This window comes from Calothrix sp. CCY 0018, from assembly GCF_963920925.1.
GTDB lineage: Bacteria > Cyanobacteriota > Cyanobacteriia > Cyanobacteriales > Nostocaceae > Rivularia.
The window spans coordinates 259,276-272,197 of sequence record NZ_CAWUDI010000002.1; the positions used below are offsets into that span (position 1 = coordinate 259,276).

General features: G+C 36.5%; 10 protein-coding genes. 7 read left to right on the forward strand and 3 right to left on the reverse strand.

Annotated elements, in window-relative coordinates; genetic code table 11:
- Positions 1-20 precede the first annotated feature (20 nt).
- Positions 21-1,679 carry a hypothetical protein gene (locus tag ACM03V_RS02580; protein WP_414619180.1) on the reverse strand — a complete coding sequence of 553 codons (1,659 nt, stop codon included), beginning with the start codon at positions 1,677-1,679 and terminating at the stop codon, positions 21-23.
- A 164-nt stretch (positions 1,680-1,843) separates the two neighbouring features.
- A complete protein-coding gene (locus ACM03V_RS02585) occupies positions 1,844-2,812 on the reverse strand; it encodes a glycosyltransferase family 2 protein (RefSeq protein WP_414619181.1) in 969 nt (322 codons plus the stop codon).
- Positions 2,813-3,413: 601 nt separating this feature from the next.
- On the opposite strand from ACM03V_RS02585, the gene ACM03V_RS02590 reads away from it, so the two are divergent.
- From ACM03V_RS02590 to ACM03V_RS02620, 7 genes are all read left to right on the forward strand, one after another.
- On the forward strand, positions 3,414-4,694 hold the full coding sequence (locus ACM03V_RS02590) for a mannosyltransferase family protein (RefSeq protein WP_414619182.1): 1,281 nt from the start codon (positions 3,414-3,416) through the stop codon (positions 4,692-4,694).
- 95 nt (positions 4,695-4,789) lie between these two features.
- Positions 4,790-6,169: a DUF2079 domain-containing protein gene (locus ACM03V_RS02595; protein WP_414619183.1), complete on the forward strand. Its 1,380-nt coding sequence runs from the start codon at positions 4,790-4,792 to the stop codon at positions 6,167-6,169.
- 216 nt (positions 6,170-6,385) lie between these two features.
- Complete coding sequence (locus tag ACM03V_RS02600) at positions 6,386-7,129, forward strand: class I SAM-dependent methyltransferase (protein WP_414619184.1); 744 nt, start codon at positions 6,386-6,388, stop codon at positions 7,127-7,129.
- A gap of 149 nt (positions 7,130-7,278) precedes the next feature.
- Complete coding sequence (locus tag ACM03V_RS02605) at positions 7,279-8,238, forward strand: glycosyltransferase family 2 protein (protein ID WP_414619185.1); 960 nt, start codon at positions 7,279-7,281, stop codon at positions 8,236-8,238.
- 84 nt (positions 8,239-8,322) lie between these two features.
- On the forward strand, positions 8,323-8,691 hold the full coding sequence (locus ACM03V_RS02610; protein ID WP_414619186.1) for an EamA family transporter: 369 nt from the start codon (positions 8,323-8,325) through the stop codon (positions 8,689-8,691).
- Positions 8,692-9,017: 326 nt separating this feature from the next.
- Positions 9,018-10,277: a hypothetical protein gene (locus ACM03V_RS02615; RefSeq protein ID WP_414619187.1), complete on the forward strand. Its 1,260-nt coding sequence runs from the start codon at positions 9,018-9,020 to the stop codon at positions 10,275-10,277.
- A gap of 1,110 nt (positions 10,278-11,387) precedes the next feature.
- On the forward strand, positions 11,388-12,302 hold the full coding sequence (locus ACM03V_RS02620) for a polysaccharide deacetylase family protein (RefSeq protein ID WP_414619202.1): 915 nt from the start codon (positions 11,388-11,390) through the stop codon (positions 12,300-12,302).
- A gap of 300 nt (positions 12,303-12,602) precedes the next feature.
- Here ACM03V_RS02620 and ACM03V_RS02625 read toward each other — a convergent pair.
- A partial coding sequence (locus ACM03V_RS02625) for a hypothetical protein (protein WP_414619188.1) occupies positions 12,603-12,922 on the reverse strand: 320 nt, incomplete at its 5' end.

Consider the following 12,922-nt stretch of genomic DNA (forward strand, 5'->3'; position numbering starts at 1 on the left):
ATTTTCATATTTTTATATTTTCATAATTCGCGCTCGATTTTTAATGGTTGAGAAGGAGCGAGTTTTTTAACTTCGTCTGTTAAATGCAGCCAAGGTTGTAGTTGGCTTTTTTGAAACGTCCGACTCATCACAACATAAATAGAAGTTTGATCGCAGCCAATACCCGCAGAAATCACGTTATCCCAAGTTTTCGCTTCCAGTTTATCGACAACATACCATTTGCCGTTTTGCCATTGAAATTGACGAGTAAACCAAAATGGTGCATCGTTTTTACCAACAATTAAAACCCTTTGTAATAGCTTGCGAATTAAATCGGGAAAAAATCTTCCCACAGTTAACATCACAATTCTTAGAATCATTAAGTTAAGCGGTGTCATTTGCTTTTGTTTTGCCCACCCTAGATTTCCGCTAATAGTGATTTCGTCATCGTTAATATTTATTTTGTAAGGTGAAACTAAATGCCCTACCGCATTTTTTATTTTGCCTTTATCTTTTATCTGTAAAGAAATTTGCGTATCGGCAACGATTAATTTATTATCCCGGAATAGCTTGAAAACTCCGCCTTTATTCAAAGCTAAATATAGCTGTGTATTTTCGCGGCGATCAATCAATATTTTGGCATTCTGTAACCATACACGATTATTTTGAGATTTATTTTGAGATTTATTTTGAAATGTATCTATAGATGGTCTTTCCTCTACAAAATCTCGCCAAGTTAACAAATAATTCCATGTATGATGTCCGATAATATGGTCATCAGCATAACAGGGAGATAATCCATTTGCTAAACCTTGTAAAAAACGCTGATTAATTTCTAGCCCTTCCGGCATCCATTCCCCAACTAATTCAAAACCGTGGGGGAAAAAGTTATAAGTATTGCGGCTGGTATATTCCCCACCATAGGAACCGTCGGGATGTACAAATTCAGCAGCTAAGTTTACAGCTTTAATTAATGCTTCCTTGATACGTATATCTGGATTAAACTGATAAATTCTTGCCAAACACGAAATAGTTAAAGTATGATATCCAGGGTCGCAGCCTTCATATTCAATAAACCAACCTTCATCATTTTGCCACGATAAAACACGCTCCAAACGCTGTACTTTCGCTTTATCCCATCGAGAAGTTTTTAAAAGTTGTGATAATCTTTCCAAACATAAAACAATTAATGCTTGATGATTGGTTAATTGTCCGCTTTCATGATGCTCTGCCAACCAGTCTGCACGTTTTGTAAAAAAGTTTAAAATCGCTTGATTATCTAATTGATTATTATCTAAATTATTTGCTAATTTATTTTCTAAATCCAAAAGTATATAGCTTTCAATACAAGCCAGTAGCGAAAAAGCAGCAGCCCCCGAAGCTCGTTCAAAAGGAAAATAATCATCGCAAGAACCATCTTGATGAGCGCTGCGAGCCGCATAAAAAATTCCCGCTTCCACCCAATCCTTAACAACAGGCTGACGATAAAACGGATTATTCGGCACATCAGTATCGTAAATTAAAGCCAAAGGATAGACAAATTCCTGCGCCATCCCACTAGGGAAATCAATGATTTTATAATGCCAAAAATTACGGTCAAAACAGCCATAAGTAGGGCTGTGGGGGTTGCGATCTAGTAAAGTTAGAATCTTCGGGATTTGAGCTAACGCTTCAATTGCAAATAAATCTTTGTTGGGCATTGGGGATTGACGGAGATGGGGAGATGGGGGGAGATGGGGAGATGGGGAGACAAGGGGACAAGGGGACAAGGGGACAAGGGGAAATTTAAACTTTCTAACTTCTCACTCCCAACTAACTTCTTCAATCCAAAATCTAAAATCTAAAATCCAAAATCCCATAGCTCCTAACTCCTAACTCCTAACTTATTTTCTTGATCCATTTCTTGACGACGCATTCGTAATTGGTTGTCTTCAAGTAATTGACGATTTGCTGCCATTAAATCTGCTACTAAACCGAACATCCATAGTTGAAAACCAATTAATATTAATATTGCAGCAAGAATCAAGCTGGGGATGCGAGTGCGTTCGGTTCCTATGAAGAAAAATATTAACCAGCGTATGCCCAAGCATACTCCTATACTGAATGGAACACTGCCTAAAGTAAAGAAAAAACGCAGCGGTTTGTATAGCATGAAGATACGAAGGATTGTAAAGAGCGATCGCACGACATAGGAAAGGTTGCTTTTTACTAAACGTGATGGACGAACTACAAAATTTGTTCTGATAGGTACGGAAGTTATCTTCATACCTTTTTGTCCTGCTTGAATAATTGTTTCTAATGTATATGTATATTTATTAAACACATTAAATCTCAAAGCAGCTTCGCGGTTAAAGGCACGGAAGCCGCTTGGAGCATCGGGAATGTTAGTGTTGCTGGCACGACGAACTACCCAACTACCAAATTTTTGTAGCATCTTTTTGGTCAAAGAAAAATGCTTTGTCTTCCAAATTGGTCTGGCACCAACTACAATATCTGCTTGTCTATAAAGAATTGGTTCTATAAGTTTAGAAATATCATCTGCACAATATTGATTATCAGCATCAGTATTAACTATAATGTCTGCTCCTGCTTTTAAAGAGGCTTCTAAACCTGCCATGAAAGCTTTTGCAAGACCCTGATTGTGTGGCAAGCTAACAATATGCTCTACACCGAAGGCTTTGGCAACTTCTACAGTTCTATCTTTACTACCATCATCAATTACTAAAAATTCTATAGAGTCAACGCCATATATTTGCTTTGGTAACTCTGAAAGTGTAGTTCCTAAAGTCGCTTCCTCGTTATAACAAGGAATTTGAATAATCAATTTTGTCATAGATTGGTTTTACTTAATATTTTATTTATTTTTATAAACGTCTAGTTTTAGAAACTGTTCCTTTAGTTTTGAATTCTGAGAACTTAGTTGTGCAAATTGGTTCTTAGTATTAAGCATGAAGTATAAAAGTTTGATTATATGCTCTTGGTTTTTCCTCATGTCTTACACCATCGTCATAATCGCTCGATTTTCCGCCTTTAAATCAATTTCAAGGCTGATATACAAAGTACGTTGAAACGCACTAAAATCCTTGCTCAGTCTGATTTATCAGACTTTATATATGAGCCTGGGAATTTATTCCAAGGCGGTTGTTGAGTTGAAAGTGCAAAATGTGAATTTTTACTTACTAGTGGCTAATCAAACCCTCTTTATCGCGGATTTTACCATAAGTAAGCTCTTAGCGTTTCCCATTTGCTAATTTATATTACTATGTATCCTCGAATACTTGAGGTTTTGCTATCACCTAAAAAAACTGTATAGTTATTTAAACTAATTTATTCGATAAATTTGTCAAAAATAAAAATTGACATTTATCAAAACTGCTCGTAAATATATAAATCGGTGGAGCAAAAAAATTAGTGATATTCAATACTCCTTCTTTATGACGCAAGTTGAGTTATTTAGAAAAAAGCAGAAAGATTCAAAAATAAACGAATTATTATTTCCGGCGGCAATGTGGTTTAGCAGTCGCTTGTTAATTTGGATTGCCATGTTAGGGATTGCACCTTTATTACAAGCACCTTCTGGAGGAGTTGAAGCTACGTTTAGCTTGGATGTATTTCATGCTTGGGATAGTAAAGAGTATCAAAAAATAGTTAGCAGTGGATATGAGTTTATTAATGATGGGAAAATGCATAATGTGGCTTTTTTCCCCTTGTTTCCATTAATTGTCAAGCTGTTGATGAATTTAGGGTTTTCTTTTAAAATTGCTGGATTGCTGGTAAATAATTTAGCATTTTTATGCGCAATTTACTGCGTATATTTTTGGGTTAAATCCTACCGCAGTGAGAGTGAAGCGCGATGGGTTACTGCTGTATTAGCTTGGTGTCCGCCGTCAATGTTTGCAGGAGTTATTTATACCGAAGGTTTATATTTATTTCTCAGTGCTGCTGCGATGCAGGCTTTTGACAAAAGTCGATATGGTTTGACTGCTTTGTTCGGCGCATTGGCAACTGCAACCCGCCCTACAGGTTTAGCATTGATTCCGGCTTTGATAATTGCATCTTGGAAGCAGCGCAAACCACCTGTTGCTTATATTGCTGGTTTAGCTACGGCAGCGGGAGTGCTTTTATTTAGTCTGTATTGTGCGGTTACATTTAACGAACCATTAGCCTTTGTTGAAGCACAGAAAGGATGGCGTGAATCTTTAGGGTTTGATTGGCAAAGTTGGTGGAAAATGCTGATGCAAATAACCATCGGGACTGAAAATTGGAAAAATGGAGGGATAAAAGATCCCGTACAGCCGTTATTATTTGGCTTAATTGTCGCCGTTGGTTACTTGTTGTGGCGTTTTCGTAAAAAGCTCGGTGAAGCCAAAGTAGACTATGGTTTTGCGGCTTTAATTTTAATTTGGTGGCTAGTAGCTGGAGACCCTTTAATTAACACTGTATCAGTTATAGGAAGCGCTTACTTAATATGGAAACTACGTAACGAATTGAGTCCCGTAACTGCAACTTATGGTTTATGTGGTTTGGCATTAGTTTTAGCTTCCGGAGGAACTTGGTCGCTAAGTCGTATAGTTTACGGTATTGTGTCGATTAGCATCGCCTTCGGTGTATTCCTATCCCGTTATCCGCGCTGGGGATATTTAACAATGGGCTTCTTCGCGATTTTACTCACAACTTTTTCGATCAGATTTGCCCAAGAATTATGGGTAGGGTAGGGAGATGAGGGGAAGATGGGGAGACAAGGGGAAATAAGGAGGAGTTAACCTTTAACCTTTGACCTCTAACCTTTAACCTTTTTTAATAAACTCTGGTGAAAACAAAAATTATTAATCTAAGTACTGTTGCGGCAGTATTACTGTTTGTTTGTAGCGGTTTGCGACACGCTTTATTTCAATCGGGGGCTTTTGATTTAGGAATTTACGATCAAGTTGTTTACCTGATGAGTCAAGGAGAAGCGCCTATTTCTTCGATTTTGGGTTTTCATCACATGGGTAATCATGCGGCTTGGGCAGTTTATCCTCTGGCTTTACTTTACAAAATTTATCCTAGTGCTTACTGGCTGTTAGGGGTGCAGGCTGTTTCTTTAGCTTTGGGTGCGATTCCTACTTATTATCTTGCCAAACAAGCTGAACTCAAAGAAAATCAAGCTGTAACAATGTCGGCAGTTTATTTGCTTTACCCGCTGATTTTTAACGTTAATTTGTTTGAATTTCACCCGGAAGTGATGGCTATTCCGGTATTTTTAGGAGTAGTTTTAGCAGCGCGATTTAATAAAATTATTTGGTTTTGTGCGGGAACTATTTTTATTTTGGGTTGCAAAGCTGTTTTATCTCTAACGGTAGCAGCGATGGGTTTTTGGCTATTGATATTTGAAAAACGGCGCGTATATGGTGCATTTGCTTTGATTGCTGGATGTTCGTGGTTTTTGATTGCAAGTCAATTAATTATTCCCAGTTTTAGTAACAGTGAAGCGGCGGCAGTTGAACGTTATAGCTATCTAGGTGATTCTGTTTTTGATATTATCGCTAATTTATTTCTAAAACCAGGATTGATATTAGGTAAAGTTTTTTCTCCAGATACTTTTGGGTATTTAGCATTATTGATCGCACCTGTAATTTGGGGACTGACACCAAAGCATATAGCACCTTTAATAAGTGTTATTCCGACATTACTAATAAATATTCTTTCCCAAAAACCAGAGCAACGGGATTTAATTCACCAGTATTCTTTACCTATTTTACCGTTTCTAATTTTGGCGGTAATTTCCAGTCTTGCTGCTAACAAATCGTGGCTGCGGAACCCTAAAATAATTATTATATGGGCGTTAGTGGCTTTTTTAGCATTAGGTAAATATGGCTTTTTTTGGTCGCGCTATCTCAGAAGTATCGATAATTGGCAAGCAACACGAGAAGCTATAGCCTTAGTTGGAACCAAAGAAGCTGTTTTAACTACCCACAGCATTTACCCTCATTTAAGTCATCGTTCAAAAATTCAATTTGTAGATGATTTGAGTGGTGGAGTTCCAGACTTAAATCAATTCAAATATATCTTGTTAAACGTGCGTCATCCTGATGGTAGTAGAAATCCGGAGTTTGCCGCTAATTTAGTAAATCAACTTAAAGATAATCAATTATTTGAGCTAGTTAAACAACAGGATGAGGTTTATTTATTTATTAAAAAATATGTTTAATTTCGCTTTTACCGTATGCCGTACATAGTATGCTGATTAAATATTTTTAAAAGAGAAAACGGGGAAAGGGGAATAGGCAACAGTGAGGATTCTTTAGTAGTTAGTATGCTAATTTTGTGTTAAAAAAAATTATTACGATTATTCACAGTTTCTTGTCTTTCTTCCCCGTTCCCTACTCCCTGTTCCCTACTCCCCAATTCCTATAAACAATAACTTATGGAAAAAGATTTTTACCTACAATACGCATCTGTAGAAGATAAACATTGGTGGTTTGTAGCCCGTCGTCAAATATTACAACAGGTAATTTCTAGATTAAATTTACCAAAAAATGCTCAAATCTTAGAAGCAGGTTGCGGCACGGGTGGTAACTTACAAATGTTATCTAGTTACGGTGAAGTTTCGGCAATGGAATTAGATCAAATTGCTTGTGAGCTTGCCAATCAACGACAAGTAACTAAGGTAAAACGAGGTAGTCTACCCGATAATATACCTTTTAGTTCGGATTATGACTTAATTTTGATACTGGATGTCATAGAACATCTTGATGATGATTTATCAGCATTAAAAGCCTTGTATTATAAACTAAAGCCTGGAGGTTATTTATTAGTAACAGTTCCAGCCTATATGTTTTTATGGAGCGAACATGATGATATCAACCATCATAAGCGCCGCTATCGATTAAAAGCCTTGAAACAGGTGGTAAAAAAAGCAGGCTATGAGGTAAGTTACGGTAGCTATTTTAATACTTTTTTATTTCCCCTGGTTGTAATAGTGCGTATTTTAGCAAAACTGTTACCAAAACAGAACACAAATCAAATTAGTAGCGATTTAGTAGTACCATCAAAACCAGTTAATCAAATTTTAAAATGGTTATTTGCCAGCGAACGTTATTTGATCGATAAATTTACTCTACCTTTTGGCGTATCAGTTTTACTCTTAGCAAAAAAACAGAATAGTTAATTAAGGGAACAGGTAATGGTGAATAGAGAATAGGGCATTGGGCATTGGAAGAGAGGGGAGAGGGGGAGAGAGCGTAGATAATTATTTTAACTGCTAACTGATGACTGCTCACTGTTCACTGTTCACTGATAACTGCTAACTGACTCAAAATGACTCAACCAACAGTTTCTATAATTATCCCAATTTATAACGAGGAAGAAAACATTCCCGAACTTTATCATCGTTTGCAAGGTGTTATCGAGCAGCTAGATGGTGAAGCAGAATTAATTTTTATTGATGATGGTAGCCGGGATAATTCTTTAAATTTAATGCGTGGAATATACGAGCGCGATTATCGTTTTAAATACATCAGTTTGGCTCGTAATTTTGGTCATCAAATAGCTGTAACGGCTGGCTTAAATAATGTTAAAGGTGAAGCAGTAGTTGTAATGGATGCGGATTTACAAGATCCACCAGAACTAGTTTTACCAATGATTGAAAAATGGCGGCAAGGCTATCAAGTAGTTTACGCCCAACGTCTTTCTCGTAAAAAAGAAAGTGCATTAAAACGATTTACAGCTTATGCTTTTTATCGTATTTTAAGACGTTTAGCTGATGTAAATATCCCTTCAGATACTGGGGATTTCTGCTTGATGGATAGAGAGATAGTTGATATTTTAAATGCTATGCCCGAACGCAATCGTTATATACGCGGCTTGCGTGCTTGGGTTGGTTTTCGCCAAACAGCAATACCATTTGAAAGAGATCCGCGTTTCGCTGGCAAAGTAAAATATTCTTTTGCTAAATCTTGGGCATTAGCTATCAATGGGATTATTTCTTTTTCAAGAGTTCCTTTGAAGCTGGCCACTTATTTAGGAATGCTTTCAGCAGCAGCAGCCTTATTAATGATATTGTTGGTTTTATATTGGCGTTTATTTGACCCTGCTTCTCCTTTAATTGGCTACACTTTGATTACAATTGCACTGTTTTTTTTGGGTTCTGTACAGTTATTTTGTATCGGTATTTTAGGCGAATATATTGGTCGTATTTACGAAGAAGTCAAAGGAAGACCAATTTATACCGTCAAAGAAATGAGAGGAGTTAGGAGTAAAGAAAGAGTTAGCAGTTAGCAGTTAGCAGTCATCAGTTATCAGTTAGGAATTAGGAGTTAACAACCAACAACTAACAACCAACAACTAACAACTAAAATTCCTATGTCTTGGCAAGAATTTTGTTTGCTGCTTTTGTCGGTTTCTGCAAGCGTAACGGGACAATTATTTTTAAAAATAGGTGCGGGAAAATTAGGTAGAGTTGATGCAACAAATGCTCTACAGCAAATTTTGGGCATTATTACAACTTCGGAATTATTGATGGGGTTAGCTTGTTATGGTGTCGGTGCTGTTGTTTATATTCTTCTACTAACTAGAGTTAATTTAAGTGTAGCAGGGCCGTCAGCTTCCTTAGTTTACGTTTTTTCGGTGTTGCTAGGCTATTTCGTTTTTAAAGAATCTATTCCTTTGATGCGTCTTGCAGGTTTGAGTTTGATTGTTTGTGGAGTTATTTTAGTCGTTTGGCAAAAGTGAGAAGAATTAGGGAGTTGGTAATTAGGAACAGGAATTTAGAGGATGTTTGGGAAGTCATAAATAAGACTTTAGACTTTTAAGATCCCCCTAAATCACCCTTAAAAAAGGGGGACTTTAACCCCCATTTTCAAGGGGGGGAAGGGGGGATCGAAGCAATAATGAGTTCTATATCGATACTTTTCAAACAACCTCTTAGAAAAATAAACTAAGTTTCTAGTTTTTAAGCAGATGATAATTTAAAATACTCGAAACCTGAAATATGAAATTTATAAAATCTAAAATCTAAAAGACACGCATCCGTTGTTAAAATCTAAAACCAAAATCGAATGACTCAATCTAAAAATATTTTAGATAACGGTTTCTTTTTTGCTACAGCTATGTGGCTTTTTAGCCGAGTAGTAATTATTGTAGCAATGTTATTAATTGCACCTTCACTTCCCATCGCCGAAAATGCTCAAGCTCCTACTTTTGGTTGGGATGCTTTCTATGCATGGGATAGCATCTGGTATCACCGAATTGTTGTTGTTGGTTACGAATTTATCAATGATGGCAAACAATATTCTGTAGCTTTTTTTCCACTTTTACCAATACTCACTCGTGTAATTATGTACTTCGGCTTGCCTTTTCAAGTGGCAGCCACTTTATTAAATAATGCCGCGTTTTTAGGTGCTTTAATTGTCTTTTATTCTTGGGTAAAAGAAACTCATGGTACAAGTGCTGCTCGCTGGAGTACTGCTGTTTTAGCTTGGTGTCCTTATTCTCTCTACGGAAGTGTTATTTATACTGAAGGATTATTCTTATTATTTAGTACTGCTGCTTTACGGGCTTTCGATAAAAAACAACATTTATGGGCGGCAATTTGGGGAATTTTATCTACAGCAACCAGAATCACTGGAGTTATGTTAATTCCAGCTTTTTTATTTGTTACTTGGAAACAGGGTAGAAATGTAAAAGCTTATCTTGCTAGTTTCGCCGTCGGCGTTGGTGCTTTTCTTTTTAGTTTGTATTGTCTAATTAAATTTGGTGACGCTTTAGCATTTGTCCACGTACAAAAAGGTTGGCGAGATTCCACGGGATTTGCTTGGCAAGGTTGGTGGAATATGAGTACGCAAATTGTTCTAAGTTCTCCGTTATTATTTGGATTAATTGTTGTCAGTGGTTTTTTGCTATGGCGCTTTCGTCAACAATTATCTGATATTAAGTTACGCAGTCTATTTTATTTTTTATGGTTGTTGTTATGGTTGGGTATAGGTGAACCATTATGGTTAACAGCAGGAAATCCATTCGGAAAAATTCTTTTAGTTAAGATAGTTATTGTCTTTGGCGGACTTTATTTATTATGGTATTGGCGAGCCAAAATTCCTTTAACTGCTGCGGTTTACGGTTTCTTTTCATACGCTTTAATACTTAATACCGGACTTACCGCTTCTGTGGAGCGCTATGCTTATGGAATTATCTCTTTGTCCTTTGCGTTAGGGTTGTTACTTAATCGCGATCGCAGTTGGGGATATGCTATTTTGGGTTTTTTCGCAGTCATATTAGCTAGTTTAGCCGTACAGTTTGCCCACAATCAGTGGGTTGCGTGAAAAATCCGATTATAAATAAAAATTTAATTCGCTTATCAAAAGCGATGTTTTGTTATATAATATTCGATGTGTAGGTGTATAGCAGGTTACTAACCATACGGATATAGCTCTAATTTACTCAAAAGCAGACGCATCCAGATTAGTATCTAAGTCAAAGTAAAACTAGGGCATAGCTGTCGTTTTGGCTTTAATGAGTGTCATCTTGATATTTAATAAACGTGCTTTAATACACGTCACACTGTGGTAACAGTAATTAAATTAACTAAGTAAATAAAATCCTGTTATTAGAAGTTATATATCTATCAAAAATTCTTGTATCGTAACAATTTGCGATCGCATTAAATTCTTCTGATAAATAAAATTATATATGTACTTTCTATTACAAGAATACTGACTTGAAAATGCTTAAATAAGCTTATATTAAACCGCAATTCTATAAAGATATCTTTCGATATTGATAATTTCAGTGTTTTTACTGTCTGCATTTACATATGTATTTGTCATTATTTATATGTTACATTTCCGAGTTTATATAACTAATTGTAAATGTATAAAATAATTGCTTATTATCTTTCGATATCGGTAGATAATTAATCGGTTAAATACATATAGACACAGGCAACAATAGTACTTATGTATTTTATATAATCGCTGCAAATAATAACAGCTTTAAACATGAATAGCTTTGCGAGCATCTAGATTGGACTAATTGCTATCTTTTAACTAGATGAAACCAAATTATATTGCATAGCGTCTTGTGAGAATGGTGAGTTTACAAAGTAAGTATTATCTGGTGAAAATTTTAACCTTATTTTGAATGGACAAATTATTCCTAAAGGGTAAAATGAACCAGAGTAATAGTGAAAATTATACTTAATGTGTAGCGCATTTGCTTATTGATAGCTGTAAAAAATTTTCGTTAATTAAATCTTAAATTTAGATTTGAGTTAGCAAAATCCATCTGCCTCTAAAGGCAAATTTTTGTTAACAATAAGCTTAATTTTTCAGGATTATTAGAGAACGATCGGGTAACAAGGAAATAGAGGAATTGTGTTATAACTTACCGTCATATCCGTGAATGACGGTTTGGTCATGAAGGAGCCGTGTCTGGTGGAAAATAAGAAGTCGTTAGGTTTACCTCAAGGAATATTGATCGCCCTTACCGCCTTATGTGGTAGTTTTGCGCTTGGATTTATGCTGCCTATTAATCGGAATGCTACCAGTGCAACTAGCAGGCAGCAAATAAAAAGTGAAAACATCAAAGCCATATCTGGTTCGCTATCTCGAATCGAAGATTTTCAAGGTGCTATGCTTGCTACTTGGCGACAGGAAGCGATATCTAAAGGTGTCCTTGATACAGTGCCAAAAAGTTTTCGTGGCAAAATAATCAAGCAAGCAAAACTTGCTCCAAACGATAAATTAATTGCACTTACCTTTGATGATGGCCCTTGGCCGAAATATACTGCTCAGATATTGGAAATATTGAAAAAAAATAAGATCAAGGCAACGTTTTTTGTTGTTGGAAAAGTATTAAATGAATATCCTGATTTAGGAAAGCGAATAGTAGGTGAAGGTCACACTATCGGCAATCATACTTGGCATCATTGGTACCATTATTTCAACAAACAAGCCGCAGCTTTAGAAATAGATCGCACCTCAGACCTGATTTATAAAACCACGGGTACTAAAACTACTTTATTTCGTCCCCCCGGTGGAATGTTGCACAATGGTTTAGCTGCCTATGCAAAAAGTAAAGATTACACGGTAGTCATGTGGTCTGCTGATTCTATGGATTATGCTCGTCCTTCCGCTCCTACATTAGTAAATAGAGTCATTAAACAGTCAAGCCCTGGTGGTATCGTGCTGTTGCATGATGGTGGTGGCCCTCGTAAGAATACTGTTGCTGCTTTACCAACGATGATAAGCAAATTGAAAAAACAAGGTTATCGTTTTGTGACTATTCCAGAATTGCTAGAGCATGAAGAGAAGCAGAAAAACACTGTAACGGCGCAAAATAATAAATAGTTGTAAGTTGTAAGTTGTTAGTGGTTAGTGGTTAGTTGCTGGTTATCTGGTTGCTTAACTAAATAAAATCCCTATTAATTGATTTTCAAATCTAAAATTGAGTTTTCATGGCTAATAAATGAAAGGGTACGGCAATATTCGCCGTACCCTTACTAATTTGGATTTAAAACCTTTTTATCAACTACATTAATTGTGATGGGTAAAAAGGTTCGTAGTAGCGCTGTCTTCGCCTCCGGATTCCGGAATATCATGCGTTCGCCGTCAGCCGTGCCCTAGGCTAGACAGCGCTACTACAAACCACTAAGAAACCTTACTCAACTGCTTTTCTCCTTCTGAGGCTTGAGCAGAATCAGCTTCAGAAGGAGGTACTACTTGCCAGAATTTTGGTAGGAATTCTTGCCAGTTATCCAAAATCATTTTCGCTTTGGCCGATTCGGTACGTTCAAAATGAGCGGTTATCAAATCTTTAAGCTGCTTTTCTCCTGCGTCTGTGACTACTCGCTGAATATTAACGATTTCCGGATTAATTAGTTCGGGGAAATTACCTTGTTCATCTAGGAAATATCCCAACCCACCAGTCATTCCAGCGCCAACGTTACGTCCAACTTGACCTAAGACTA